Origin of the sequence: Candidatus Oleimmundimicrobium sp. (assembly GCF_030651595.1) — a bacterium.
GTDB lineage: Bacteria > Actinomycetota > Aquicultoria > UBA3085 > Oleimmundimicrobiaceae > JAUSCH01.
The window spans coordinates 1-25,041 of sequence record NZ_JAUSCH010000136.1 but is presented as its reverse complement, the minus strand read 5'-3'; the positions used below and the strand labels follow the sequence as shown (position 1 = coordinate 25,041).

Here is a 25,041-nt window from a genome sequence, read left to right as displayed (position 1 = left end):
ATGGTCCAAAAAGGCAAGGGAATTTTGGCCGCGGACGAGAGTCAACCCACTATTGCCAAACGATTCAAGTCCATTGGCGTGGAACCGACTGAAGAAAACCGGCGCGCTTGGCGTACCTTGATATTAACTACCCCTCATCTCGGTGACTATATTAGCGGCATCATTTTGTTTGAGGAAACTCTGACCCAGAAGAGCGACGACGGTACTTTACTTCCGGAGGTGGCGGAAAGTCAGGGCATCGTCCCCGGTGTTAAAGTGGATAAGGGCAAGATTCCTTTGGTAAATTCCCCGGGCGATCTTATTATTCAAGGCCTTGATAATCTTGGTGAACGTCTCAAGGTGTATAAAGAGCAAGGGGCGCGATTTGCCAAATGGCGCGAGGTTTATCCCATTAGTCCCCATAATCCCAGACGTCTTGGTATTGAAGCTAATGCCGAAGTACTGGCTCGTTACGCTGCTATCTGCCAGTCGGTTGGTATCGTTCCTATCGTGGAACCGGAAGTGCTGATTGACGGGGAACATACTATTGAGCGCTGTTTTGAGGTGACCGAGAACGTGCAGCATGCTATCTATGATGCCCTGCATCGTTACGGCGTGATTTTGGAATACACTATTCTTAAACCCAGTATGGTAATTCCCGGCAAAGAGAATGCGGCGAAGGCTAGTCCGGAAGTGGTGGCGGAAAATACTGTCAAACAATTACGTCGTACTGTCCCGGCGGCTGTGCCCAGCATCAATTTTCTCTCCGGCGGCCAGAGTCCGGAAGAAGCTACTGCCAACCTGAATGCCATGAACGCGAATTATCCCAATCAACCCTGGGAACTCACTTTCTCCTACGGTCGCGCTTTGCAACAACCGGCGCTGCACGCTTGGCTTGGTAAAAAGGAAAATGTTCCGGTCGCGCAAGCCGCACTGCTGAAACGCGCTAAACTTAACGGGGCGGCCCGTTATGGCAAATACACGCCGGAGATGGAAAAGTAATAATTAGTTTCTAAAAATTGCTTTTTGTTATACTCGATATTTAAAAAAACCGGAGCCGGGCCTGAATAACTTGAAGCGTAGCTCACGGATAACTCAATCCTTCGACTTCATTCTCATTCGAGTCTGAACTTGGAGGGCTCATCCCCCAGAGGCGAAGACAGGACAAGTCGCTCCAAATTCTATTGTCCAATAATGGAAAAATTGAAATATGTTGGTTAACTGATTTAAGAGTTACGGGTTTGCACGCGGGGCTCCATCTGCTTATCCTTGACGAAAAAGTGATATCATGTAATACTGAGTAATAAAAGGAGCTGAGGATGATGGGAAGAACAACCAAGGTTTTAACATTTTCTCTGCCACCGGAAACGGCAAAAGAAATTGAAAAACTGGCCAAAGATCAAGGGAAAACGAAAAGCAACCTTCTCCGTGACGCAATCAGGGTATATGAAGAATATCTGGCCGAAAAGGAGTGGCGAGAACTTTTTGAATTTGGGGAAGAAACCGCCAAAAGATTTGGGATCAAATCCGAAGAAGAGCTTTTTGCTCTTCTAAATAAGAGGAGCTGACCATGCTTAGGGTGGTCTATGATTCCAATGTTTTTATCTCGGCTCTTCTTTTCGATGGACCTCCCAGGGTCATATTGGAAATGGCAAGAGGGCGAAAAGTTGTTTTAATTACCTCTAAACCCATTCTTACAGAGACTGCGAGGAAACTCAGGGAGAAATTTAAGTGGCCGGAACATAATATTCAAAAGTTTTTAAAACAGATGAACCGTTTGGCAGAAATAGTTAATCCGAAAGACAACTTAAACATTATTATCGAGGATGAATCCGATAATCGCATTTTGGAATGTGCTCTTGTCGGTCAAGCTCATCTTATTATCTCAGGCGACAAGCATCTTTTAAGATTAAAGCAATTTCAAAATATCCCCATTAAAAAACCAAAGTATCTTACATATTTGATAAAAGAGTAGAGATGCAGAAATAAAAAACGGGGCCGGGCCTGAATAACTTGAAGCGCAGCTCACGGATAACTCAATCCTTCGACTTCATTCTCATTCGAGTCTGAGAATGAGGGCTCATCCCCCAGAGTCGAAAACAGGACAAGTCAACCGACTCGTCGGCCAAATCGTCTACAAACTCTACGAACCAGCAATGAAAAAATAAAGCGCGTTGGTTGGAGAAACAAAAAGCTTGGAGCTTGAGAGTTTAAATCCTTGCAAGAAACAGACGATTAGTATAAACTGTAATCAGTTATTGATAACAAAGCATCAACAAATGATTATGAAAAAAACAATTTTATCTAAAAAAGAGTTAGAAATACTGGAAAAGATAATTGCTCAATATGGCTATATCGCAAGCTTTAAAGATATAGAGTCCCTTTTTGAGGATTATTCTTATGATGAGTTCAACCAAAGAATCAAGTTTCTTGTCAGAAGAGGTTGGCTTATTCGAATCAAGAGAGGATTTTATGCTGTTGCTAATTTGGAGTCCCACAACTTTTCCAACGTTTCACCTCTGGTAATATCTCAGATATTTGTTCCTGATTCGTATGTTTCTTTTGAGTTTGCCCTTAACCACTGCGGCTTCTTTGATCAACTATCCAATAAAGTTACATCCGTAACATCTTTGAAATCGAAAAAATACCATTTTCAAAATCTTGATTATCAGTTTGTTAAAGCAAGACCCGAAATGATGACGGGGTTTGAGAAAATAACAATCGAAGGCAAAAAAACCAGGGTGGCCGAGGTTGAAAAGGCATTGCTCGATTTTCTTCACTTTAGAAAAGATGGTTACACCGTAGATTTGGTTTTAGAAAAACTAAAAGAAGCCAAAGATGAGATTGATTCGGAGAAATTAGCTGATTATGCAAAGCTTTACTCCGTAACTATTCAGCGGCGCATCGGCTTTCTTTTGGATATATCAAAGATCGATTCAAGCAAGATTTACAACGAAATAAAGAGTATCCCCGGTTTTGCCAGACTAACAAAAAACTCGAACATATTTAACGCCAAGTGGAGACTTTACTGTGAAGATCGATTTGTTAAGTAGGGCCCAACTATCAATCATAAACAAGAATAATCTACGCTATCCTCTGGCTACCGCAGAAAAAGATTATATTTTAGCGGTAGTTCTGCAGGTAATATATAATTCAAACCTCAAAGATAGATTGATATTTAAAGGTGGCACCGCTATTCATCATCTCTATCTGAATCAACTGAGATTTTCGGAGGATCTGGATTTTGCAACTACCGGGCGGGTATCGCTCGATGATTTTGAGGAAGCTTTTAAACCTTATAAATTCTTGGAAATTGTAAAGCATTATCCTTCCGATTTTGCCTTAAAGATTGAACGATTAAAATTTGTTGGTCCACTTGGGCAACCTAACTCAATTAAAATTGACATCGACCTGGCGCAGGATTTGATTTTGCCGGCTGAAAGGATAGATTATAAGAATATTTTTGGGGTGCCGATTACGGTCTCGGCAATGGCATTGAAAGAAATATGTGCCGAAAAAGTTAGAGCAATAAACGAAAGAGCAAGATACCGTGATTTTTATGACCTTGCTGCTGTTTTAAAAAGGAACTCTTTTGAACCAGCGGAAATTATAGAAATTTTAAAGAAAAAAGAGCTCAGAAGGCCTCTTAACAAAGATTCTGTTTTGGATAATTTTAAGATTGCCGATGAAGCTATAAAGTCCGGAGCCGAAAATCTTTTTTATAGGGAAGAGATTGATAGCCGGGAAATAATGGATGTGTTGGATGGGTTGCTTGATTTATTATAGAGGCGAGAGAGGCCACCCATTTAAGGAAACGGAGTCAGGCCTGGCAAACTTAAAGCGTAGCTCACGGATAACTAACTGGCTCGTCGGCTAAATCGCCTACGTTTTAGTACCGAGGATTTTATCCTTCTTTGTTCAAGAAATTTTTTGTTTTAACTTGAGAAGCAGTTGAAATTACCTTACAAGTCTCGAATATTGCAAAGAAGTAAGGTAAAAAACCTTTTGACTTTCGTTACCTTACAAGCTAAAACTATTTTAAATATGTATGGTAACAAAGGTGAGAGAGATGCGAGTTGGCGTTAACCGAAAGCTCGCTTTACTTAAAAACATCTTCTAAGGTATTCCGAATAAGAATGGATACGGGAACTCGCATTTCTTCGGCTTTCTTTTTAATTTTTCTCTCAAGCTCTTCCGGGACTCTGGTGTGCAGGAACCTATCTTTCTTTTCCTTTTTTATTTCTTCTTTCTGACTCTTTTTTTCTCTTACTTGTTTGTGAGCTCCTTTTTTGATTTCTCTTGCCTCTTCCCTTGCTTTCTTTACAATCTTCTTGGCCTCTGTTTTAGCTTTCTTGATAATTTCTCTAACATCTTTTTCTGCTTTCTTAATTTCGGTCATTTCAATTCATCTCCCTTCAAACTTTATTGTATCACAATGTGATACATAATTTAAAAGATTTTTAATCGCTTGGCTTTAATAAGGAGATTCACAAAAAAATTCATCGGACGAACAAAAAAAGATAACTTAATTGGATGGAATAATTGAAAAGATGCTATGGATATCTCACAGGAAGGAAGGGTAGTCTTAGCCAATCTCACCAATTAAAAACTTAATCACTTCGGCAAAACCGAGGCCCATTTCGGTTTCGGTGACAAAGACGTTCTCATACTTCATAATCTCTTTTTCCATGCCGTTATTCCCACTTAACGCGTTTCTAACGAGGAAAAATGCTCCGACATGCGGGGCAAGAACAATATCTGAGAAAGCATCTCCAATGGCGACGGTGCATTCTTTGGGAATGTTTCTAATTTCTCTGTCCTTTTTGAGCCCCTCCGGTTTGCCCGTTGCTTTGGGCAGAAGATGGTAAGCGTGAATTTCAGGTAAATCCTTGTTTAAAGTTCCCCGGCGCTTGATTATGCCGTTATCCGCCAGGGTAAATTCGGAAAATCCGTTTTCTTCAAGCAAATTTATGGCCTCTTTAACATCAATGAATCCCCTGAATACGTGGGTACATTTACGGCTTTCCGACCAGGGGGTGTGGTATTCTAATCTGTCGGGATATTTTTTAAGAAGCAGCTCCACCACTCCTGATTTGGCGATGGTTTCATAAAGAGTGGCTTCTGTTATCTGGCAGCAGCCCGGGTTTTCTATAATCTTTTTCCCGAGGTCATAAACAATTTCGCAGCCGAGCTCGGCAATGTAATTTTTAAAGCCCAACAACCGCGCGTCTCCAAACAATTGGCGGGCACTCCGCCCCGATATCATAACTACATCTATTTCATTTTTATGGGTCTCAACTATGGCTTTTGCCGGCTCCAAAGTATATTCTCCGTTGGCTGTCAAAAAAAGAGAGCCACGTGCCCCAACGAGGGTGCCATCAACATCGGTATATAAAACTTTAATTTTTTTGAGATTTGCCTTGAGCCAGTCGGTGTTGTTTTTAAGGCTTCTCTCCGCCATAACTTTTTTGATATCAAGATTCATAATGTTTTTCACGCTCCGTTAATAAACGAAATTCTCTCTTGCAGGCTTATCTTCCATAGCTTACCATAAAATTTATAGGGCGAGGAGAGTTGATGCCCTTGTAGTTTTTGACACAAGCTATTTGCCAAAATGAGCCGCTTATTAAATTGTTTTTAAGTTCTTAATAAAGGATTTAAGCAATGTTTGGGGGAATAAAATATAAGTGTTAATAGATGTGATGCGGAGGTTTGATATGGCGAAATTTTCAAAAGAAGTAGTGATAGATAGGTCCCTTGAGGAAATTTATGATTTTCTTATAAGCGAGGATAATTTTCGTCTTGTGCCGGGGATAGATGAAGTCGAAAAAGATAAAGATGAAGAAATGTTTAACATAACAGGCAGGGAGAAGATTCCTTTTGTTGGGCTGGAATCGGTTTGTTATGAAATACATATTGATGAAACTAAGAGGCCCTCATCGATAAAGTTTCACACAGTTGATTTTATGACTCCGACACAAGGGAGTTGGAAGCTGAGCAAAACAGAGAGAGGCACTAAAGTTAAGTATGATGTTGGATATAATGTCCCCGGTTCTTTTTTAGGGAAAGCCATTGACAAGCTCATGGTGGAAAAAAACGCGGCTAAAGAAGTTGACGAATATATTAGTAGTCTCAAACAGTGTCTCGAGAAGGTTGAGAAGATAATGACAAAAGAAATAGTTACCGTAAACAGCTCAGACAAAGCGTCTGACGTTACAGTGAAGATGGAAGGAACTAATATTCGTTACTTTCCCGTTTTAAAAGAAGGAAAACTGGTTGGCGTTGTAACTGATGGGGATATTTTGTCAAAAATGTATGCTTACGGATCATCTTCTGAGAATTATCCCATTGAGAAGCTTATGACAACTGATGTGAAGACGGTAAGGGTTGATACAAGCGTTTTGGAAGTCATCAAGCTTTTAAGAAAACATAAAATAAGGCGTATCCCCGTGGTAAACGAAAACGACATGTTAGTTGGAATTGTTTCGGCAACTGATCTTGAGGCTCATTTCGGGATATTGACAAAGAATAACCGCAAAAAATAAGCAAGTTAGTGAGCGTGATTGACAATGAAAAAAATGTGGTTGTTGCCCGTCGTCTTCTTGATTATTGTGTTATTTGTAGCCCACAGAACAACGGGTGGGAGAAGGCAAATATTCTCCTCCGTTAAGGAGGAGGCGCAAACCAACCAAGTTGACGAGGAGGCCAAAGAAACTTTAAAAAAGGAGGAGATTCCCCAAGAAATGAAAGCATTGTTGATAATCGCGAAAAACAACTTTCGAGATGAAGAATATATTGAACCGAGAGAAATTTTGGAAGCCAACGGAGTAGAGATTGTAGTTGCTTCATCCAGTCTCGATACGGCAAAAGGGACGTTGGGTATGATGGTTGAGCCCGATATCTTAATAGATGATGTTAATGTGGCTGATTATGATGCAATTGTGTTTGTGGGGGGCGCGGGAGCCGATGAGTATTACGATAACCCGCAGGCGCTCTCCATTGCTAAGGAATCTGCCGAATCAGGGAAAGTATTGGGGGCAATCTGTATCGCGCCGGTTACCTTGGCCAACGCCGGTGTTTTAAATGGCAAAAAAGCCACGGTGTTTTCTTCAAAAATTGCTGATTTGGAAGCAAAAGGGGTAATTTATGTAAGTGACAATGTTGTTCAAGATGGTAACATTATAACTGCATGTGGGCCGCATGCTGCTAGTGCTTTTGGGCAAGCGGTGTTAGACGCGATGAAGAAATAAATTTAAGATGAGAGGAAATGCAGAAATGAGCAAAGCAGTGATTAAAGCAAACATTAAAATGGATTCAGACAGGTCTTTTACGGTAAAAGTGATGCCGGAAGAAGACAAAAAGTGGCTTATGGTTTTAAAGAATGAATTGTCAGGCAAAGAAACAGAGTTGCCTGCATGTAAGAGTGAAGAAGAGGTTGTAGGTGGTTTTGGGCAAACTTTAGCAAAGCTTAGTATGCAGATTGTATGGGGGCACGCAGATACATGGGAGATTGGAATAGACTTTTGCTCCGGCGAAAAATTATTTTATGGACAAACTGAAGGAGCCCAAGTAATTAACAATGAGGGGATAAGAAAAATTAGGGAAAAAATGACGGGAGATAATATAAAGGATTCTGTGGATAATATTATAGAAGTAGCCAAATATTTTATCCATGAGTTGAATAACGGGAATATCTCTTGTCAGTAGTGATTAGTTGAAGGTATATAAATATATGAAAAACTAAAAGCCGGAAAATTCCGGCTTTTTTTATCTTCTGGTGCCCCCGGCAGGAATTGAACCTGCGACACCCGGTTTAGGAAACCGGGGCTCTATCCTCTGAGCTACGGAGGCGCGCAAACAGATTATAAGGTGAGGCAAGGGAAGGGTCAAGGCAGAATAATTGAAAGTGGCTGATGGCAGATAGCGTATGGCAGATGGAGCATAGTAAAGCTAAGGGTGTGGAGTATTGAGTATGTTCGACCCACAAAATAAAATTCTTTGGGCAAACAAGAAAATGAAGGTTTAGCTTTTAGTTAAAACTCAACCCTCTATCTTTCTTGCCAAGGCCACCTGCACAAGTTTTTCCACCAAATTTGCAAAATCTATGCCGGCAGCCTCTGCGGCCATTGGAAGAAGGCTTGTTTCAGTCATTCCGGGCCCCGTATTTAACTCAAGAACATAAGGTTGGTTAGTTTTTTTGTCTATTATCATATCTACTCTTGAGACGTCCCGGCAGCGCAGGGCTTCGTGAACCTTTAAGGCCAAGTTTTGAATTTCCTTTGTTTGCTCCTCAGAGAGGCGGGCAGGCACAAAGTAATCTGTCTCTCCCATCGTGTACATTGACTCAAAATCAAAGAACTCTTTTTTAGGAACTATTTCAACTATGGGGAGTGCTTTTGGTTTGCCATTTTCTTCTAAAATACTTACAGCCACTTCTGTGCCTTTAATATATTTTTCTATTATCACTTTTTGGTCATAGCTTAGAGCGCCTAAAAGTGCTTCTGTTATATCTTCGGCTTTTTCAACATATTTAATTCCCAAAGCTGAACCTTGTTTAGCGGGTTTTACAATTAAAGGCAGGCCAAGTTTTTTAATTACTTTTCCAAGCACTCCGGAAGCGCCCATTTCTTTAAAGGCGCCGGAGCTTAAGGCAAAAAAAGGAGCGGTGGGGATATCTGCCAATTGAAATATTTCTTTAGAAAGTGCTTTGTCAAATCCAATTGAACTTGCGTAGACTCCCGGCCCGGTATAGGGGAGATTCATTATTTCTAACAGCTCTTGAACAGTTCCGTCTTCACCGTATTTGCCGTGTAATGCTATGTAAACTGCATCTGGTTTTTCTTCCTTTAAGTTGTTTACCAGGTTTTCGTTAATATCGAGCTGAACTATCGGGTAGCCTTTTTCTCGTAAGGCCTTGGATACTCTATGCCCACTTTTTAGCGAAACTTCTCTTTCCAGGGAACGTCCGCCCATTAAAATGGCGATTTTTTCTTTCATTGTTATCCTCCTCCTAAAGAACTGATGGAATAATTTAACATTCATAGAACATGGTTAATCGTTATTCAAATTTAGTTTGTCTGTAAAAGTCTGGCGAAGTTTTATTTCTGATTTAATTAATTTACCTAAACGTTTAATTCCTTCGCTAATTTGTTCTTTGTTGGGGTATGAAAAATTTAAACGCATGCAGTTTTTACCGTTGTCGTCTGCAAAAAATGCTTTCCCCGGGACATAAGCAACCTTTGCTTCGTTAATGGATTTGGCCAGCATTTCCGCTGTATTAACAAATTCTGGTAAGGTTACCCAGAGGAAAAGTCCCCCGCCGGGTTTTGTCCATTTGGCATCGGAAGGGAAAAATTTATCAAGGGATTCAAGCATGACGTCTCGTCTTTCCTTATAAAGCTCCGTTTGCTTTTTTAAATATTTTTCCCAAGGATAGCTGGTAAAGTATTCTTCAACAATCCTTTGAGTAAGTGAGCTGGAGCACAGATCAGCTGCCTGTTTGCCAAAGTTTAGCTTTTCAATAATAGGCTTAGGCGCTGCTACCCAGCCTAATCTTACGCCGGGAGAGAAAATTTTTGAAAATGTGCCCATGTAGATAAGAGAATTATCCATAGAGCGCAATGTGGGAATTTTATCTTCGCTAAATCTCAATTGATCGTAGGGATTATCCTCGATAGCCAAAAGGTCATATTTTTTGATGATTTTTAATAAAGCTTTTCTTCGTTCAAGAGAAAGAGTTATTCCCGTTGGGTTGCTAAAAGAAGGAACCAGGTAGATAAATTTGGCCTTTTGATTCCGTTTTTTTAAGTCTTCCAGAGCCTGGACAAGTGAATCAATCAACAAACCGTTTTCATCGAGAGGCAGGGATGTTATTTTTGCCTGATAGCTTGAGAAGGCTTGAATAGCTCCCACATAACTTGGCCCCTCAACTAAGATGTTATCCTTTGGGTTAATGAAAATTTTGCCTAGTAAATCTAAAGCTTGCTGGCCACCATCGGTGATAATTATTTCATCTGTGTCTACGTGCATGTTGTTTTCGGCCATAAGTTTTGAGACACATTTTCGCAAGCCCAAGTGTCCTTCCGAAGGGCCATATTGAAGAGCAGCCGGTCCTTCTTTTTGAAGAACTTTCTTTGTTGCCTCAATAACTATTTCTATAGGGAGACTGCGAGTATCGGGCATCCCTCCCGCAAATGAAATTATATCGGGTCTGGAAGCCACTATGAATAGGTCCCTAATGGCTGACGATTTTAGGGCGGCGGTTCTCTCCGCGTATAAATCATTCCATTTGTCGAACCTAATTTCAGGGGACATATCTTTCTCCAATTAACAAAATACCTCTCGAACCCAAAAGGACGAGAGACATAATCTTGTGATATCACCTAATTTTGTCAACTCTCTGTGCCGGGAATATTTCCTATTTTTCCGTTAAAATCTTTTGCATTATGAGTTAAAATTTATCTTATAATAGGGTTAATGGGTTGTCAACTACAAGCAGGTAAAGAGATATTTTTTAGAACGCTGTAATTGTTGAAAACTTTAAGGGGACGAGATGCGCTACGATGCAATAGTTGCTGGTGCGAGTTTTGCAGGCCTGGCGGTTGCCAGGGAGCTCAGGGGCAATGTTTTGTTGATTGATAAAGGGGACATTGGAAGTTTTTGCACGTCAACCTGCACAACATTATGTAGCGTGGTTCGGAAGGTAGAATGCGAGGACTCAATCCTTTCAGTTCTTAAACGGGTTAGATTTCATGCTGCCTCAAGTTGTATAGAGTATGAGGCGTTAGATCCTTTCTGCACTTTTGATTACCGTGAATTTTGCTACGGGCTCAGGAATTATTTTAACGGTGAGTTTTTGAAAGCAAATATAAAAGGGATAGAAGGGGATACAGTTCTAACAGACAAAGGAGACTTCTCAGCTGAATGTATTGTGGATTGCACGGGATGGAGAGCTAAACTTGCCACTGCTTTAGAGCCAGGCTTTGTTGATGAGAAAGCGTTATTTTTCGGTTTGGAAACTGAGATGGATTGTGAAAAAGATGATGTTTTGCAATTTTTTTGGGATTCGAGATTTGTTGATTTTGGATATGCCTGGAAGTTCCCAGCAGGCAAAAAAACTCGTTTTGGTTTAGGAAGTTACCGTAACAGGAAAGATGTGAAGAATAATCTAACGAAGTTTTTGTCGTTTCATGGTCAGGAAAAAGATGAGATATATGGTGGGTTTATTCCTTTCAAAATTAGAAAACCAGTGGTGGGAAGGATATTTCTAGTTGGTGATTCCGCAGGTCAAGCTTGGCCCCTAACAGGGGAAGGAGTAAGACAAGCTATATATTTTGGCAGAAAGTGTGGGCAGATAATCCAAGACATAATTGATAAAGAGAAGGACTTAGCTACGGGACTAAAAGAATATGCAGATTTTGTTAACAAGCACCATTGTTATTATAGTTTTTTATTTGGTTTTCAGAGACTATTTTCCAAGACGCCTGATTGGGGAGTTGGGTTAGTCGCTAAGTTATTTGAACGAGGTCAGCTTATACATTTTGTCCAAAGGAAATACAAAAAAGGGGTTGAGTTGTGATTTATTGAAAGGAGTGCTCAAGTAGATTACAATGACTTTATATCAATCAATTTGGAGGTGTTGTTATTATGACAGAAAAAAAAGGTGGTTTTTTAAGAAGTATTTTTAGTTTTGTAACAGGGGCTGTGGCTGGGGCTATTGGTGGTTTGCTTTTGGCTCCCAAGTCCGGGAAGGAAACTCGCGAGAAGCTTAAGATTAAGGGCGAGGAACTTAAGGTCAAGGGCGAGGAGCTTAAGGTCAAAGGTAAAGAGCTTATAGAGACAGGGAAAAAGAGTGCCCTTGTTAAAGGGGAAGAGCTTAAAATTAAAGTCGATGAGGCAACAAAGAAACTTAAAGAGAAAATTGAAACGGTTGTAGAAATCACAAAAGAAAAAGCAGAAGAAGTAGAAGAGGTAATTGAAAAGGCGGAAAGCGTTGTCAAAAAGAAAGGCAAAAAGAAAACTAAATAAACTTGTATCTAAAAGAACGGGTTTCACATTCCACTTTTGGTGGTTGAGATAAGTGGAAACATTTAGATTAAGCGAAATAGTTGGTTTGCCGGTTATTGTTCTTGATGCTGGGGAAAATGTTGGCAAAGTTAAAGATTTAATCTTTGATTTAGCTGATAAAAAACTCTTAGCATTAGTTTTTAAGCCCGGTAGGCTCGGATTTTCCAAAGCAGTTCCGTTTGACGATATTGAGAAAATCGGGAAAGACGCAGTGTCGGTTAAGAGTAAAAAGGGTTTTGTGAAACCAAAAACCTTTACGTCTGACCACATTGTGTTAGGAAGTAAACTTATGGGCTCTAAAGCATTTTGTGAGAACGGGGAGATGCTTGGAACGTTAAAGGAATTAATCATCTGTATAGATGATGGGAGTATTGCTGAGGTTGAAACGAGTCGCAGTTGGCTTGATGTTATTTCTCGGGGGCACACAGTTTTTCCGGGTTCAGCCATTAAAAGTGCCGGAAACGATACGGTTGTCTTAATGAATGAAGTTAAAGATGAAGCGCGCCAAACGGGCGGGGTTAAGGAAATATTTCAGGCGGTGGCCTCTAAAAGCACAAAGTTAGTTAAAGGAGCTGATTCAGCGCTTGCCTCTAAGGAGGGCAAGTACGCTTTGGGTAAAATTTCAAGTAAGACCGTTAAAGGGACCGAAGATAAGATAATTGTAGCTAAGAACCAAAGAATTGAAGAGGAACACATATCGCAAGCAAAGGATCAAGGGAAATTGCATGAATTGGCCCTGGCGGCGGGGCTCTCATCCATGAAAGAAAAATGGGATAAACTAAAAGAAGAAAATTAGATTGCGGGGGGCACTTTGGAGACAAAAGATAAAATTACATTTACTACAAAAGACGGGAATAAGATTGAAGTCGCGGATAGCATAATTGCAGCTGCTGTAGTAGAAGCAATATTCGAAATTAAGGGTATTGCGGGGTTTAAAGACGGAAAGTTTGATGAGATTAGCAAACGATTGGCTCGGGGGAAAACGGTCAAAAGTATTGTAATAACTCCCAAAGAAGACGAAGAGATAGATATAGACCTATATCTTACTGTTCAATTTCGTGCTTCCATACCTACAATTTCAGATGTAGTCAAAGAGCGCGTTGAAGAAAATGTCAAAGCAATAACGGGGATAAATGTCAGCGATGTAGTTGTTCATGTAAGCGGGATTGATGTCATTAAATCTTAATCGTGTCCAGTTCGCTTGGATGAAGAGTGTGTTTAAAAAAAGCTAAGAGGGCGCTTCTATGGCAAGAAGAATAATGACAGTAAGTAATGCAAATTTAAAAGATATTCCTGAGCCATGCCGGTCTTGCTCTTATTGGGAGTCTTCATTTAGTGATAAAAAAACATCCTCTGGTAGTTTAAAAAAAGAATGGTTTGCCGCGGTCTCACGAAATTTTGGCGATTGTGGCAAGTTAATTTATGTAAATGGCAGGCCAGTGGCTTATTCTCAATATGCTCCTCCTTTTTATTTCTCGAAAATTAAAAATTATACAGCTGCTCCTCTAAGTGGTGATGCTATATTTCTTTCCTGTCTTTTTGTGGCTCCGGCTTATAGAGGAAAAGGTTATGGAAAGGATATTTTAATTGAGATTGTAAAGAGTCTTAGCAAGAAGGGTTTTAAGGCCCTTGAAACTTTTGGCAACAAGGGCTCTAAAGGGAAGCCCTCGGCATCCTATGAATTTTACTTAAAGAATGGTTTTTACGTTATCCGCGACAATGAGAAATTTCCATTGATGAGACTTGATTTTAAATCAGTTGTTTCTTGGCAAGAGGGATTTGAGGTATTGTTGGAGGGGATTAAAATTCCATTCCCCAAAAAAGAAGCACCGGTCCCATACTAATTAATAGGTGAGCAATTTCTTGGAAACTAACGCTTTTTATAAAAGAAAAATCTTGGCAGTCTTTCATCTTTATCTGCCGGTTTTTCTTATGATAATTGTAGCTAGTATGGGTAGTTTGTTAATGGTGTGGGGGTTTAGCAGGGCACAGTATGAAGTAAAAGGGCTCAGCATAGAGCTACAAGTTGAACCGTCACGTAATGGCTCAACTGAGATTTCGCTGCCTCCGCTTGGAGAGATAATTGCTTACACTCATCCTTTACCCGTAACCATTCGAGCAACACTTGCTCACATTAATCTTGAGAGTCTCAAACTCATGGCAGATATGTCTATCGACCAAGAAGAATTTACCCAAGAAGTGGAAGAGCAGTTTGCGATAATTATAAAGGATTTCATTAGGCGGCTTTTTATTCTCGCTGCCGTTGGAGGCGCCTTGGGCGCTCTGTTGGTTTATCCCAAAAACCTTATGTCGATAGTAAAAGGATTAATTGTTGGCTTACTTTTAATCTCCCTTTTAATTGGGTCTTTTTACCTTACGTTTGAACCAGCTGCTTTTAGACAACCGGTATTTTCAGGAACATTGCGAGCTGCTCCCATGGTAGTCCATTCGTTGGAGAGAGGACTTAGCAATGTAGAATTATTTCGCAGGGAGATGAGGAACACAGCCTCTAATTTATACGATTTTTACTCGAAAATAGAGGCATGGGAGCCTGTAGTTCTTGAAGAGGGAACAGTTAGAGCATTGCACGTTTCAGACATTCATAATAACATTGTGGCTTTTGATTTAATTCAAAAAATAATAAAAGATTTTAAAGTGAGCTTTGTGGTTGATACGGGCGATGTGACTGATTTTGGAAGTCCAATAGAAACGGAAATGGCTGCCAAAATAGAGAAGTTAGGCGTTCCTTACCTGTATGTGCCCGGTAATCATGATTCTCCGGCCAGTGTTGAAAAACTCCAAGAAATGTCAAACGTGAAAGTTTTGGATGAAGAGATGGGAACAATTAAGGGAATCAATATAGTGGGGTTTGCGGATCCTGCCGCCCATTCCTTAGAGGTAAGCTCTTTGTCTGATAAAGAGATGAGGGTAATTTCCTTTGACATTGCAAAAAAACTGAAATCTTTTGAAGAGACATCTTTTATTGTTGCCCTGCATGACGAGCGGATGAGTAAGCAAATTATTGGGAAGGCCCCGGTTATTCTTTTTGGCCATACGCACAAAGCGAGTCTTAAACAAGTAGGCAATTCTGTTCTAATAAATGCCGGGACTACAGGCGCGGCGGGATTACGCACATTTGAGATTGAAAAGGGTGTTCCTTATACCTTCCACTTGTTGTATATACGAAAAGAACCGTTAAGTTTAATTGCGGTTGACTCTGTTGAGGTGATGGGGTTAGAGAGGGAATTTACTTTAAAGCGAACATTAATTGAGGAATCCAAAGAAAAAGAGTAAGCGAACTCCTATTAAATCTTAATTTTTGTGACCCAGTCTCTAAAAGCATCCATATCGAATTCTTCAATCCATCGTCGGTAAACCTCATGCTTATAATCGCCCTTATTCTCCAGTTTTTTTAAGACTGATTCCACGACCTTTTCCAAAAGAGGATCTAAAACTTGTTCGAGTGAGGAAGAATTGAGAGCTTTTAAAATCTTTGAACGTGACACAGTTATTTTGCTCATCAGCTCTATGGCTAGTTCTTCTACAAAGTTATTTAACGAATCCAGATTTTCTTTTGGGAGAAATGGTAAATTGAGCTCAAACAAATCCCCTTTTTGCAGGATAAGTCCGCTCTCTCTGAGAACATATAGGTGATTGGTAATTGCGTCGGACGATATTTTTATTTTAACCTCACCTTTCTTTGCAAAGAAAGGCTTAAAGGTTAAGCAAATTTCCTCAAGGTCTTTTCTTTTTTTTGGCCCCGTGGCCAGCGCGGAAATTATTTGGCGCCGATGTTTATTATTAACTACCCAACTTGCTTTATCTTCTTCCCAGGGTTCCCAGGTGGTCGACTTAAACCACGGTTGAGGGCTTAATCTTGATGCCCCGGAATATTTTTGCCGGATATCCACGCATTTTCCTTCCGTTAAAATGTTTAAAACATTTATATTATAATTTTGGCGGCTTGTCTATTTATAACTTTGCTTTCTCTATAGTTTTTAGAACTTTAAGGGCTTTCCGGAATTCTTGTTTTAAGGAAGGATTTTGGAAAGCCTCATGAGGGCTGTGAGTTATTATAACCGTGATACCCTGCCGCCAAGGGGTTATTTTTCCCGGAGTGAGAGAGAAATTTTTAAAGGAGGCGATTGCGTTTAGGGCTTTTACGGAAACTTCTCCCATAGCCAATATTATTTTTGGTTGTATTATTTCAATCTCTGCCTCCAGGTGTTTTTTACAAGCCGGAATATTTTTTTCAGATATTTTTTTGAGTGGTGAAGAGCTTGATTCCGGAAGGGAGCATTTTATGGCGCTGGTACCGTATACATCTGTAATATCAAGATTTAATTTTGCAAACCCGCTTCTTAAACTCTCTCCTATTTTTCCAAAGAAGGCTACATTTTCAGCATCTTCTAACGCGGTTGGTGATTCCTTTAAGAGTAAGATATTGGCAAGAGGATAACCTGCTCCCGGTAGAGGTTTATTACAAAAGTTATGCAACTCACAATCTTTACATTTCTGGATTTCTTTAGCCAAAGAGAGAATTTCGGCAATTGCTTTATCTAAAAATTCTTGGAATAGTTTACTTTGCTTAGCTTCCCCGTTTAGTAGGTGAGCCATTTTATCTCCTTTTTAATTTCAGAATTCAATAAGCAAGGCAAAAACTCCTTTAAAAGTGGCGATGCGTTTTCACAACAATGTCGGATTATCGAATACGGAGCAGTAATTGGCAATTAATCTTAATTAAAAAGAAACCGGTGTTGAAAATTGAAAGATTGAAGAGCAGAGAAAGACGGTTCTTGTTGGGTTATGTTTTGAAAAATGGAGCGGGAAACGGGTCTCGAACCCGCGACCTTCAGCTTGGGAAGCTGACGCTCTACCTACTGAGCTATTCCCGCTCATAGCAAATTATACAAAAATGTGCCGTTGTTGTTAAGAAGTATTAATATTTGTTCTTTTTAAGACGGGCAATGTGACATCTATTTTAAGCGCCAAAACTTATTCACCGCAAAAAATACTGCGGCGGCAAAACCCAAAATGACAGCCCACCAAAGTTTATTTGTTTGAAATTTATGCTCAATAGGGTAGCCGGGTTTTATGATTTTGATATAAGAAGCGTGAATATCCATATCGCCACTGTGTTTAGCGCAGCTCTTATTGAAGACTCCGGTTATCTCAACGATATCTCCCTTGTTTTTATAGTTGCCAACAAAATTTATATACGCTGCATTATCTGCTTTGCACCAGACGGCCATGCCGGAATTATAACCGGCAAGTTTTGATGGAGACTCAGCATAAGGATCATCATTTAAATGTATCCATGCATAATCTCCTCTTACCATAACATCTCCTATAGCTTCACCTTGAAAAGTTACTGTTTTTCCATCATAAAAATGGTCATTTTCGACTAACTCTTGGGAGGAGATTATGCTGGCTGGCGCAGGCCCGGCAAAGATTAATATAAAAGCAACTGCAATAAGAGCGGAGTTTAAAATTTTCATTTTGAGCGAATAGAGCTTCAAGTGTTTTCTCACTCTCCTCTCACCGTTGCAATAATGAATCCTATAAACGCAAAGACCGACATGAATTCCAATCTCCCCAGCCACATGGTTACTATGTAAACGAGCTTCATTGCCATGGGCATAGAAGGAGAAGTGACCCCGCAGGAAAGACCCGTATTGCTACCGGCAGATACGCCATCAAAAAGAGCTTCAATAAAGGGATAACCACAGTAGACCCCCACGATTGTTGTTATGGTGTACGAGGTTATAAATAATATGACAATAAGCATGGCTCCCCGGACATGTTTTTCGCTTAAGACTGTGTCTTTGATATGATGAAATTTTTCAATAACTACAGCTGTTTCAGGAGTTAAAATCTTTTTTATATCATGCGTGAGTGTTTTGAATATTAAGCCTATTCTTAAACCTTTAAAACCACCGGCTGTAGAACAGGCAGAGGCACCTATAGCCATTGCCAGAGTAATTCCCAACATAGCCATTTCTCCCCACTGTTTTACAAAAGTCCTTCCTTGGATTGTCATGAAACCGGTAGTTGTGTGACCGGAAATTACATGATAGAAACCCTTACGGAAGAGGGCCATTAAATTTGGGTAGACACCCAACCGCATTAATCCAACTGAGGTGATGGTAAGAATTATAGTAATTGTTATGCAAAAAGAGATTATTTCGATGTTTCTATAAATTTCTTTTTTATTACCTGTCCAGACAGCCCAGTGGAGGGCAAAATTAAAAGAACCCAAAACAAAAAGTATAATAGTTACTAACTCCAAAGGAAAACTGTGATAGTAAGATATATTAAATGATTGAGGAGCAAATCCACCGGTGCTCCAAGAACCCATAAAAACCCAAATCCCGTGCAGCAGTCCTCTAGTTACCGACATTCCTTCATGGACTGCGATTCCCCACAAAACCATTGAACCAACTGCTAAGTATGAAAGACTGATGAGCCAAATTACGCGCGCTGTTTGAATTATGTTTGGGAGAAGTTTTTCTTCCCTTCCCTCAGCTACGTACATTTTAAAAGCGCCACCGGTTCCTTTAACTAAAAAAGTTAAAGCAATTACAATTATTCCTTGTCCACCGGCATACGATAAAATATGTCGCCAAGTGTTTAGAGCATACGAGATATGGTCTAAATCTTGCAGAAGATAAAGGCCGGTAGTTGTATATCCGCTCATTAAATCAAAACAAGCATCTACATAACATCCAAAATGTCCGCTTAGATAATGAGGGATAGCTCCGAACATTGTTGCTAAAATCCAAGAAAAAGAGGCGACAACCAAGCCCTGTAACCAATTTAAATCACGCTCTGTATAAAAAAATATTTGAAGAAATAAGCCTGCCGCAAAACAGGAAAACATTCCTATTAAGAAATCGAGCGCGGGATTCCATTCCTGAAAAATAAGGGCAATTCCAAGGGGGATTATCATGAGAAGGCCTATACCGAAAACTACTTTTCCAGTGTAGTGAGCGATGTTTTTAAAATCAGACGATCTGGGTCTGGGGATCATTTATAACAGCTCGCAATCAAGGCGATGATAATAAATGATGCAAGTGCGATAGAAAGAATCGCTAATACTTCCACCAATATTCCGGTAAGATAATTTAAATATGGTTTGGCACTCTTGTCGTTGTTTCTCATAATTAACTGGTAAGGACCTCTTTTAATTCCTTTTCTTTTTCGATGCTGGTTAAGGCGATAATTGAATCACCAGCCCTAAGCACCGTATTCCCGTGAGGGATAATGGCCTTATTCCCTCTGACGATAGTTGCAATAACACAATTCTCCGGGAGTTTTATCTCAGCAATTTTCTTGTGGCAGACCTTGCATTTTTCGGCAGGGAGTTCGACCTCCACCAACGCAATTTGACCCTTCTTTAAAGTATAGAGCGTTATTAAATCTCCAATGGTTGCCTCTTCTTCTATAAGTCTGGAGATGATGGTAGTGCTGCTTATGGCCTCGATTCCCATTTTATGAAAGATGCGTTCGTTTTTAGGACTATTTACTCTTGCGACCATTCTTGGGACATTAAAAGCGGCTTTTGCTAATTCGCAGGCAACAAGATTATCATCGTCATCGCCAGTTACTGAAGCGAAGACGTTGGCATGGGATGTTCCGGCATCCTCTTGAGAGGAGACATCGCAACCATCACCATGAATGATCATCACATCGGGAAAATCGGTTGCCAGTTGCGTGCATACCTTTTTATCCCGTTCAATTATTACAACTTTGTGTTTCTTTTTTTTGAGTTTTTGCGCTAAGGCAGAACCGACTTTGCCCCCGCCATTGATAACAATAAACATACTTTCTCCTAATCTTTAATAAATTTCTCAATCTTTGGCAAAGCATATCGTTTTATTGTGCAGAAAATATGGTCATTTTCTTTTACCGTGAAACTGCTCAAGGGAATTATGCTTTCTCCTCTTCGCACTATGGTTGAGATTTTTAATTCATCGAGGATGTCAATCTCTTCAACTTTCTTGTTGTTGAGAAACTTTCCAGCTTCAAACTCAATTATTTCTGCATCTTCGCCAACCGACACATGTCGAACATAGCCCTCAATGATTTTGTCCAGTATTTTTTCGGCTGTAAGAATTGTTCCGCAAACATACGAAAGGCCCAGTTGCTGATAAGTTCTTTCTCTTTCGGGATTGTAAAGTCTGGCTATTGCTCGGGGAACATCGAAAAGTTTGGTGGCCATTTCAACTATCATCATATTGGTGTTGTCGAGGTCGGTTACGGCAGCCAGGGCGTCTGCTTTTTCAATTTCTGCTTGTTTAAGGACATCTTCGTCAAAACCCACCCCTTCGATTGTTAATCCATTAAAAGTTGAGCCGAGCCGGCGAAAAGAGGACGGATTTTTATCAATCACCACAACATTGTGTCCTTCAGTTGATAGACATTGAGCTAAATGAGAGCCTACACGTCCACAACCCACCACTATTATGTACAAATTGCCCTCCACGATCTAATACCTAATCAATTTAAGCAAATACCTGCTTAGTTATGCATAATAGTCTTCTCTAAATTAGCTGTCAAATAAATTTAGTTAAAGGAGAGTGTTAATTTACGTTGAACTATGCAGATAGTCGCAGAGATATTGTAAAGGAATAACTTATGAAAAGAAAAAAGTTGTTGAGGCAAAAAGTTTTAACAAAAAGAGATAGGTTGTTACCAGAAGAAAAAAGAGAAAAAAGCCGCGCGATAAAGATAAACCTTTTTAACATGCGAGAATTTAAGCAAGCTAAGACCATTGCCTTTTATGTGTCATTCAGAAGCGAGGTAGAAACAGAGTGCATAATAAGGGAATCTTTGAAATTGGGCAAGAAGGTTGTTCTCCCGGTTTCCCGAGCAAAAGATAGAGAACTTCAGATGGTTTACATTGATAGCTTTGATGATGATCTCGATGTAGGCCTTTACGGAATACTGGAGCCAAAAAATATTAAACTAAAGTTAGAAAGATTGGATGATTTAGATGCTATTATTTTGCCGGGCAGCGTTTTTGATATGTCGGGGCACAGGTTAGGTTATGGCGGGGGATACTACGATAGATTTCTTCAGGCACTTACTTCGCGGACAGCGATAATTGGGTTAGCTTATGAGCTTCAGGTGGTGGATGAAGTGCCAAATGAGTCTCACGATGTCCCCGTTAATTGGCTTGTGACCGAAAAGAGGGTTATTCGTTGTCGGTAGAAGTTGTGCAACTTGATGATTTTTATAAAAAGATTGCAGTAAAAAGAGGCGGGCCTTATAATTTTTTAAACATCTCTAATTATATTAACTATTATTTTAATGAGGGGGAATTAAAAGTTGAACGATTTAGTTAAAAAGATTAAAGAATCAGGGCTTAAGGCAATTGCGGAAGCAAGAGCAGTGATTGAAAATATTGAGCGAGGAGATAAAGAAGTAGATTTTGCCGCTATTTTTTTAGCAGATATGCCCCGGGGATACAATGGAAGAAAACAGTTGGCCGACGAACTTAGAAAAAAAGGATTTGAAGAGGCGGCAAAATACTATATTTCCGCGGCTGAGCTTTGCAAAAAATGTAGCCTTGAGTTTGCTGGTTTTATGGTAGAAGAAATTGAGGCAATGGGTGAGGAAAAATTAAAGAAGATTTTAATTAAGACTATGAAAGAGACAGCTGATTTGGACGAGAAGGCAATTAACGCAATTTTAAATAAATAAGTTATATGTTAGATTGAGATGAAAAATTTATAAAGATAAGGTGAGACTCAATGCTTAAGGTCAAGGATTTAGTAATAGAGCCCCGAGGTTTAAAAAAAGCGGTTGTGTGCGGGGCGAGTTTTGAGGTTCGTGAGAAGGAAATTCATGCAATACTTGGACCTAACGGTTCTGGAAAATCCACCCTCGCATATTCAATTATGGGCCTAGAGGGTTACAAACCTGTTTCTGGCAGCATAACCTTTATGGGCAAGGACATAACCAATCTTTCAGTAACCGAGAGAGCTAAGTTAGGGATTACTTTGGCTTGGCAAGAACCAGTGAGATTTGAAGGAATAACAGTGGAAGACTATATAAAAGCAGGAATGTCTAATCGAAGCGAGAGTGCTGTTGACCGTGCATTATCTCTAGTTGAGCTGGATAGCAAGAAATTCAAGAAGAGGTTTGTGGATAATTCCTTAAGTGGTGGAGAAAGAAAGCGTGTAGAGCTGGCAGCTGTGGTAGCCATGGAACCTAAGCTCATGATACTGGACGAACCGGACTCAGGATTAGATATTATTGTTTATGATGAGCTCTACCAGCTTTTTGATAATATAAGAAATGAAACAAACTCATCTATTTTAATTATTACTCATCGGGAGGAAAGCGGTGAAGTTGCCGATTCAGCTACATTGATCTGGGAAGGCAAAACAATTTTAAGCGGAAGGTTCCCGATAGTTATGCATAAATATTGCACAATGGCGAGGAGAGAAGAGAAATGCAAGAGAAAACCCTGCCTTATGAAATTTTAGAAAGTGCCAAGAAAGTTGGCTTTGATGTCGACTCTATGATGTCGCCAAGCACGCCAAAGTTGTTTTTAAATTTCAATAAAGTTGCAGCTCTTAAAGATGTTCCCGGATTAATCTTAAAAAGCAAAGAGCTCGATAATGGCATAGTTGCCGATATAATTGTGACCAAGGGAGCTAAAATTAAACAGCCTTTACATCTTTGTTTTGGGATGGTTTCCCAAAGCGGGGTTCAAGAGGTAATCTCCCGATTCATTATCGAAGACGGTGCTGAAATTTTGATACTTGCTCACTGTAGTTTCCCGAATGCTCGTAACCTTGTTCATAAAATGGAGGCAGAGATTGCTATTGGCAAGGGAGCGAAGTTTTTTTATGAGGAGCGTCATTATCATGGGGAGAATAGTGGGGCATCCGTCTATCCTGCTTTTGAGGCGGAGGTTGGAGAAGGCAGTTACTTTAAGACGATTTTTTCATTGGTTAAAGGAACGGCTGGTAAAGTTAACATAAATGCGAATATTTACGCGCAACGAGACGCTAAAGTTGAGATGATTACAAAAGCTTACGGGAAAAGCAACAGAGATAAGGTTATGATCCGGGATGCTCTTTTTTTGGAAGGCAGAAATTCCAGAGGGACAATTCGTATGCGTGCTGCGGCAAGAGGAGGCGGCGAGGTTTTTATGGAGGGCATTACCGAAGGCAATGCTCCCGGAGCAACAGGTCACGTAGATTGCAAGGAAATAATTCAAGGTTTTGGTTCAACAGCCAGAGCTACTCCATTGGTTCGTGTAACTGACGAAATGGCAAGAATAACTCATGAGGCCTCAGTTGGCAGGGTCAATCAAAAGGAACTTGATACGCTTATGGCGCGCGGTTTGAACGAGGAAGAGGCCGTTGACATGATAGTTAAAGGGATGTTGTAAATTTATTTAAATAAGGTCAAAATTGATTGACATTAATTTTGGGATGATGATATAATTTATCTTGGTTAGGTTTGGTCTTTGATATTTTTGGAGTGTTGCATTTGAGTAAGCACCAAACGGGGGCGATAAAAAAATAAGGTAAGTAAAAAAGCTAAATAACTAGCTTTACTTATCTGTCGCCAAAAGTTCGGCGGTATTTTTTTGTCTTTTATAAAATCTTTATTGACAGCCCATATAGCTTCTGTTAGCATTATTTTTTGCGTTTATTGGTCTTTGAAAACTAAACAGTGTTGAAAAGCTTTATGTTTTGCAGCTAAGGGACTCGTCAGCATTACGCTGACAAAAGTAAGAATCTTTACAAACGTCGCAACATCATTTGATGTTGCTGATATTATTTAAACGGAGAGTTTGATCCTGGCTCAGGACTAACGCTGGCGGCGTGCTTAACACATGCAAGTCGAACGATCTCACTCTCTTGAAGCTTCGGCAGATAGGGAGATTGCGAGATAGTGGCGAACGGGTGAGTAACGCGTGAGTAATCTGCCCTAAAGTTTGGGATAACTCGAGGAAACTCGGGCTAATACCGAATATATTGGTTTTTTCACATGAAATTACTAAAAAAGGCCGCAAGGCCGCTTAAGGATGAGCTCGCGTTCCATTAGTTAGTTGGTGAGGTAACGGCTCACCAAGACAGCGATGGATAGCCGGCCTGAGAGGGTGACCGGCCACACTGGGACTGAGATACGGCCCAGACTCCTACGGGAGGCAGCAGTGGGGAATTTTGCGCAATGGGCGAAAGCCTGACGCAGCAACGCCGCGTGGACGATGAAGGCTTTCGGGTCGTAAAGTCCTTTCAGTGGGGAAGAAGCCGCAAGGTGACGGTACCCACAGAAGAAGCCCCGGCTAACTACGTGCCAGCAGCCGCGGTAATACGTAGGGGGCAAGCGTTGTTCGGATTTATTGGGCGTAAAGAGCGCGTAGGCGGCTCATTAAGTCAGATGTGAAAGCCTTGGGCTTAACCCGAGGACTGCATTTGAAACTGGTGGGCTAGAGTTTGGTAGGGGAGAGTGGAATTCCTAGTGTAGCGGTGAAATGCGCAGATATTAGGAAGAACTCCAGTGGCGAAGGCGGCTCTCTGGGCCATAACTGACGCTGAGGCGCGAAAGCTAGGGGAGCAAACAGGATTAGATACCCTGGTAGTCCTAGCCGTAAACGATGGGCACTAGGTGTGGGAAGTATCGACGCTTTCCGTGCCGCAGCTAACGCATTAAGTGCCCCGCCTGGGGAGTACGGCCGCAAGGCTAAAACTCAAAGGAATTGACGGGGGCCCGCACAAGCGGCGGAGCATGTGGCTTAATTCAATGCAACGCGAAGAACCTTACCAGGGTTTGACATGTAGGGTAAAACTTCAGAAATGAAGTGTGCCGAAAGGCGTCCTACACAGGTGGTGCATGGCTGTCGTCAGCTCGTGTCGTGAGATGTTGGGTTAAGTCCCGCAACGAGCGCAACCCCCATCCTATGTTGCCAGCATTAAGTTGGGGACTCATAGGAAACTGCCCCGGTCAACGGGGAGGAAGGTGGGGATGACG

29 protein-coding genes, 2 tRNA genes and 1 rRNA gene are annotated in these 25,041 nt (G+C 40.6%); 20 read left to right on the top strand and 12 right to left on the bottom strand.

All coding sequences use genetic code 11. The features are described from left to right. The 5 genes from Q7U95_RS08270 to Q7U95_RS08250 all read left to right on the top strand — a co-directional run. The coding region (locus Q7U95_RS08270) for a class I fructose-bisphosphate aldolase (RefSeq protein ID WP_308753531.1) at positions 1 to 981 on the top strand (981 nt) is incomplete at its 5' end. Between the two features lie 317 nt (positions 982 to 1,298). Continuing rightward, positions 1,299 to 1,547 carry a ribbon-helix-helix protein, CopG family gene (locus tag Q7U95_RS08265; protein WP_308753529.1) on the top strand — a complete coding sequence of 83 codons (249 nt, stop codon included), beginning with the start codon at positions 1,299 to 1,301 and terminating at the stop codon, positions 1,545 to 1,547. Positions 1,548 to 1,549: 2 nt separating this feature from the next. Next, entirely contained in the window at positions 1,550 to 1,954 is a 405-nt protein-coding gene (locus Q7U95_RS08260) for a putative toxin-antitoxin system toxin component, PIN family (RefSeq protein ID WP_308753528.1), read from the top strand. Positions 1,955 to 2,258: 304 nt separating this feature from the next. Beyond that, on the top strand, positions 2,259 to 3,032 hold the full coding sequence (locus Q7U95_RS08255; RefSeq protein WP_308753526.1) for a type IV toxin-antitoxin system AbiEi family antitoxin domain-containing protein: 774 nt from the start codon (positions 2,259 to 2,261) through the stop codon (positions 3,030 to 3,032). Next, a complete protein-coding gene (locus tag Q7U95_RS08250; protein WP_308753524.1) occupies positions 3,010 to 3,765 on the top strand; it encodes a nucleotidyl transferase AbiEii/AbiGii toxin family protein in 756 nt (251 codons plus the stop codon). The genes Q7U95_RS08255 and Q7U95_RS08250 overlap by 23 nt, the downstream gene beginning before the upstream one ends. Before the next feature lie 313 nt (positions 3,766 to 4,078). Here Q7U95_RS08250 and Q7U95_RS08245 read toward each other — a convergent pair whose 3' ends face one another. Both Q7U95_RS08245 and Q7U95_RS08240 read right to left on the bottom strand, forming a co-directional pair. Beyond that, the gene (locus Q7U95_RS08245; RefSeq protein ID WP_308753522.1) at positions 4,079 to 4,378 is read right to left on the bottom strand and encodes a hypothetical protein; all 300 of its coding nucleotides are present in this window, start codon (positions 4,376 to 4,378) and stop codon (positions 4,079 to 4,081) included. Positions 4,379 to 4,564: 186 nt separating this feature from the next. Beyond that, entirely contained in the window at positions 4,565 to 5,464 is a 900-nt protein-coding gene (locus Q7U95_RS08240) for an HAD hydrolase family protein (protein WP_308753520.1), read from the bottom strand. Positions 5,465 to 5,696: 232 nt separating this feature from the next. Between Q7U95_RS08240 and Q7U95_RS08235 the strand changes: the two genes are divergently transcribed. Genes Q7U95_RS08235 through Q7U95_RS08225 form a run of 3 tightly spaced genes read left to right on the top strand, consistent with a single transcriptional unit; the run spans position 5,697 to position 7,686 of the window. After that, the gene (locus tag Q7U95_RS08235) at positions 5,697 to 6,524 is read left to right on the top strand and encodes a CBS domain-containing protein (RefSeq protein ID WP_308753518.1); all 828 of its coding nucleotides are present in this window, start codon (positions 5,697 to 5,699) and stop codon (positions 6,522 to 6,524) included. A 24-nt stretch (positions 6,525 to 6,548) separates the two neighbouring features. Beyond that, positions 6,549 to 7,229: a DJ-1/PfpI family protein gene (locus Q7U95_RS08230; protein ID WP_308753533.1), complete on the top strand. Its 681-nt coding sequence runs from the start codon at positions 6,549 to 6,551 to the stop codon at positions 7,227 to 7,229. A gap of 25 nt (positions 7,230 to 7,254) precedes the next feature. After that, on the top strand, positions 7,255 to 7,686 hold the full coding sequence (locus Q7U95_RS08225; protein WP_308753516.1) for a hypothetical protein: 432 nt from the start codon (positions 7,255 to 7,257) through the stop codon (positions 7,684 to 7,686). A 68-nt stretch (positions 7,687 to 7,754) separates the two neighbouring features. On the opposite strand, the gene Q7U95_RS08220 is transcribed toward Q7U95_RS08225, so the two are convergent. From Q7U95_RS08220 to Q7U95_RS08210, 3 genes are all read right to left on the bottom strand, one after another. Further along, positions 7,755 to 7,830 (bottom strand) — tRNA-Arg (locus Q7U95_RS08220). Positions 7,831 to 8,019: 189 nt separating this feature from the next. Further along, a complete protein-coding gene (locus Q7U95_RS08215) occupies positions 8,020 to 8,976 on the bottom strand; it encodes a D-alanine--D-alanine ligase (protein ID WP_308753514.1) in 957 nt (318 codons plus the stop codon). A gap of 54 nt (positions 8,977 to 9,030) precedes the next feature. Beyond that, entirely contained in the window at positions 9,031 to 10,293 is a 1,263-nt protein-coding gene (locus tag Q7U95_RS08210) for a PLP-dependent aminotransferase family protein (RefSeq protein ID WP_308753512.1), read from the bottom strand. A 238-nt stretch (positions 10,294 to 10,531) separates the two neighbouring features. Here Q7U95_RS08210 and Q7U95_RS08205 point away from each other — a divergent pair, with 238 nt between their 5' ends. From Q7U95_RS08205 to Q7U95_RS08180, 6 genes are all read left to right on the top strand, one after another. Next, entirely contained in the window at positions 10,532 to 11,557 is a 1,026-nt protein-coding gene (locus tag Q7U95_RS08205; RefSeq protein WP_308753510.1) for an NAD(P)/FAD-dependent oxidoreductase, read from the top strand. 68 nt (positions 11,558 to 11,625) lie between these two features. Then, the gene (locus Q7U95_RS08200; RefSeq protein WP_308753508.1) at positions 11,626 to 12,006 is read left to right on the top strand and encodes a YtxH domain-containing protein; all 381 of its coding nucleotides are present in this window, start codon (positions 11,626 to 11,628) and stop codon (positions 12,004 to 12,006) included. Positions 12,007 to 12,058: 52 nt separating this feature from the next. Further along, complete coding sequence (locus Q7U95_RS08195; RefSeq protein ID WP_308753507.1) at positions 12,059 to 12,841, top strand: PRC-barrel domain-containing protein; 783 nt, start codon at positions 12,059 to 12,061, stop codon at positions 12,839 to 12,841. A 15-nt stretch (positions 12,842 to 12,856) separates the two neighbouring features. Further along, entirely contained in the window at positions 12,857 to 13,231 is a 375-nt protein-coding gene (locus Q7U95_RS08190; protein WP_308753505.1) for an Asp23/Gls24 family envelope stress response protein, read from the top strand. Between the two features lie 58 nt (positions 13,232 to 13,289). Next, on the top strand, positions 13,290 to 13,889 hold the full coding sequence (locus Q7U95_RS08185) for a GNAT family N-acetyltransferase (RefSeq protein ID WP_308753503.1): 600 nt from the start codon (positions 13,290 to 13,292) through the stop codon (positions 13,887 to 13,889). Positions 13,890 to 13,908: 19 nt separating this feature from the next. Beyond that, complete coding sequence (locus Q7U95_RS08180) at positions 13,909 to 15,339, top strand: metallophosphoesterase (protein WP_308753501.1); 1,431 nt, start codon at positions 13,909 to 13,911, stop codon at positions 15,337 to 15,339. A gap of 11 nt (positions 15,340 to 15,350) precedes the next feature. Here the strand turns inward: Q7U95_RS08180 and Q7U95_RS08175 are convergent, their stop codons facing one another. The 7 genes from Q7U95_RS08175 to Q7U95_RS08145 all read right to left on the bottom strand — a co-directional run bounded on the left by Q7U95_RS08175 (position 15,351) and on the right by Q7U95_RS08145 (position 20,518). Continuing rightward, on the bottom strand, positions 15,351 to 15,956 hold the full coding sequence (locus Q7U95_RS08175) for a hypothetical protein (RefSeq protein WP_308753500.1): 606 nt from the start codon (positions 15,954 to 15,956) through the stop codon (positions 15,351 to 15,353). Positions 15,957 to 16,017: 61 nt separating this feature from the next. After that, positions 16,018 to 16,662, bottom strand: a complete 645-nt coding sequence (locus Q7U95_RS08170) for a uracil-DNA glycosylase (RefSeq protein WP_308753498.1) — start codon at positions 16,660 to 16,662, stop codon at positions 16,018 to 16,020. Positions 16,663 to 16,864: 202 nt separating this feature from the next. Continuing rightward, positions 16,865 to 16,940, bottom strand: a tRNA-Gly gene (locus Q7U95_RS08165). An 81-nt stretch (positions 16,941 to 17,021) separates the two neighbouring features. Continuing rightward, a complete protein-coding gene (locus Q7U95_RS08160; protein ID WP_308753496.1) occupies positions 17,022 to 17,576 on the bottom strand; it encodes a hypothetical protein in 555 nt (184 codons plus the stop codon). After that, a complete protein-coding gene (locus tag Q7U95_RS08155) occupies positions 17,573 to 19,075 on the bottom strand; it encodes a potassium transporter TrkG (protein WP_308753494.1) in 1,503 nt (500 codons plus the stop codon). Before Q7U95_RS08155 ends, Q7U95_RS08160 begins: the two co-directional genes overlap by 4 nt. A gap of 133 nt (positions 19,076 to 19,208) precedes the next feature. Continuing rightward, entirely contained in the window at positions 19,209 to 19,868 is a 660-nt protein-coding gene (locus tag Q7U95_RS08150; protein WP_308753493.1) for an NAD-binding protein, read from the bottom strand. Between the two features lie 8 nt (positions 19,869 to 19,876). Further along, positions 19,877 to 20,518, bottom strand: coding sequence for an NAD-binding protein (locus Q7U95_RS08145; RefSeq protein ID WP_308753491.1), 642 nt, complete (start codon positions 20,516 to 20,518; stop codon positions 19,877 to 19,879). A 164-nt stretch (positions 20,519 to 20,682) separates the two neighbouring features. Between Q7U95_RS08145 and Q7U95_RS08140 the strand changes: the two genes are divergently transcribed. The 6 genes from Q7U95_RS08140 to Q7U95_RS08115 all read left to right on the top strand — a co-directional run. Beyond that, a complete protein-coding gene (locus Q7U95_RS08140; protein ID WP_308753489.1) occupies positions 20,683 to 21,258 on the top strand; it encodes a 5-formyltetrahydrofolate cyclo-ligase in 576 nt (191 codons plus the stop codon). Then, positions 21,249 to 21,392, top strand: coding sequence for a hypothetical protein (locus Q7U95_RS08135; RefSeq protein ID WP_308753486.1), 144 nt, complete (start codon positions 21,249 to 21,251; stop codon positions 21,390 to 21,392). Before Q7U95_RS08140 ends, Q7U95_RS08135 begins: the two co-directional genes overlap by 10 nt. Further along, complete coding sequence (locus tag Q7U95_RS08130; protein WP_308753484.1) at positions 21,376 to 21,750, top strand: hypothetical protein; 375 nt, start codon at positions 21,376 to 21,378, stop codon at positions 21,748 to 21,750. Before Q7U95_RS08135 ends, Q7U95_RS08130 begins: the two co-directional genes overlap by 17 nt. A 50-nt stretch (positions 21,751 to 21,800) precedes the next feature. Then, positions 21,801 to 22,538, top strand: a complete 738-nt coding sequence (locus Q7U95_RS08125; protein WP_308753481.1) for an ATP-binding cassette domain-containing protein — start codon at positions 21,801 to 21,803, stop codon at positions 22,536 to 22,538. After that, positions 22,505 to 23,452, top strand: a complete 948-nt coding sequence (locus Q7U95_RS08120) for a SufD family Fe-S cluster assembly protein (protein WP_308753479.1) — start codon at positions 22,505 to 22,507, stop codon at positions 23,450 to 23,452. Before Q7U95_RS08125 ends, Q7U95_RS08120 begins: the two co-directional genes overlap by 34 nt. 396 nt (positions 23,453 to 23,848) lie before the next feature. After that, a 16S ribosomal RNA gene (locus Q7U95_RS08115) occupies positions 23,849 to 25,041 on the top strand; the annotation flags it as partial.

Excerpts from the sequence above, each read along its gene's own strand:
- Q7U95_RS08205 (WP_308753510.1), top strand. The coding sequence starts at position 10,532 with ATGCGCTACGATGCAATAGTTGCTGGTGCGAGTTTTGCAGGCCTGGCG.
- Q7U95_RS08240 (WP_308753520.1), bottom strand. The coding sequence starts at position 5,464 with ATGAATCTTGATATCAAAAAAGTTATGGCGGAGAGAAGCCTTAAAAAC.
- Q7U95_RS08255 (WP_308753526.1), top strand. The coding sequence starts at position 2,259 with ATGATTATGAAAAAAACAATTTTATCTAAAAAAGAGTTAGAAATACTG.
- Q7U95_RS08155 (WP_308753494.1), bottom strand. The coding sequence starts at position 19,075 with ATGATCCCCAGACCCAGATCGTCTGATTTTAAAAACATCGCTCACTAC.
- Q7U95_RS08170 (WP_308753498.1), bottom strand. The coding sequence starts at position 16,662 with ATGGCTCACCTACTAAACGGGGAAGCTAAGCAAAGTAAACTATTCCAA.
- Q7U95_RS08185 (WP_308753503.1), top strand. The coding sequence starts at position 13,290 with ATGGCAAGAAGAATAATGACAGTAAGTAATGCAAATTTAAAAGATATT.
- Q7U95_RS08245 (WP_308753522.1), bottom strand. The coding sequence starts at position 4,378 with ATGACCGAAATTAAGAAAGCAGAAAAAGATGTTAGAGAAATTATCAAG.
- Q7U95_RS08230 (WP_308753533.1), top strand. The coding sequence starts at position 6,549 with ATGAAAAAAATGTGGTTGTTGCCCGTCGTCTTCTTGATTATTGTGTTA.
- Q7U95_RS08150 (WP_308753493.1), bottom strand. The coding sequence starts at position 19,868 with ATGTTTATTGTTATCAATGGCGGGGGCAAAGTCGGTTCTGCCTTAGCG.
- Q7U95_RS08235 (WP_308753518.1), top strand. The coding sequence starts at position 5,697 with ATGGCGAAATTTTCAAAAGAAGTAGTGATAGATAGGTCCCTTGAGGAA.
- Q7U95_RS08225 (WP_308753516.1), top strand. The coding sequence starts at position 7,255 with ATGAGCAAAGCAGTGATTAAAGCAAACATTAAAATGGATTCAGACAGG.
- Q7U95_RS08200 (WP_308753508.1), top strand. The coding sequence starts at position 11,626 with ATGACAGAAAAAAAAGGTGGTTTTTTAAGAAGTATTTTTAGTTTTGTA.
- Q7U95_RS08215 (WP_308753514.1), bottom strand. The coding sequence starts at position 8,976 with ATGAAAGAAAAAATCGCCATTTTAATGGGCGGACGTTCCCTGGAAAGA.
- Q7U95_RS08265 (WP_308753529.1), top strand. The coding sequence starts at position 1,299 with ATGATGGGAAGAACAACCAAGGTTTTAACATTTTCTCTGCCACCGGAA.
- Q7U95_RS08260 (WP_308753528.1), top strand. The coding sequence starts at position 1,550 with ATGCTTAGGGTGGTCTATGATTCCAATGTTTTTATCTCGGCTCTTCTT.
- Q7U95_RS08125 (WP_308753481.1), top strand. The coding sequence starts at position 21,801 with ATGCTTAAGGTCAAGGATTTAGTAATAGAGCCCCGAGGTTTAAAAAAA.
- Q7U95_RS08140 (WP_308753489.1), top strand. The coding sequence starts at position 20,683 with ATGAAAAGAAAAAAGTTGTTGAGGCAAAAAGTTTTAACAAAAAGAGAT.
- Q7U95_RS08210 (WP_308753512.1), bottom strand. The coding sequence starts at position 10,293 with ATGTCCCCTGAAATTAGGTTCGACAAATGGAATGATTTATACGCGGAG.
- Q7U95_RS08120 (WP_308753479.1), top strand. The coding sequence starts at position 22,505 with ATGCAAGAGAAAACCCTGCCTTATGAAATTTTAGAAAGTGCCAAGAAA.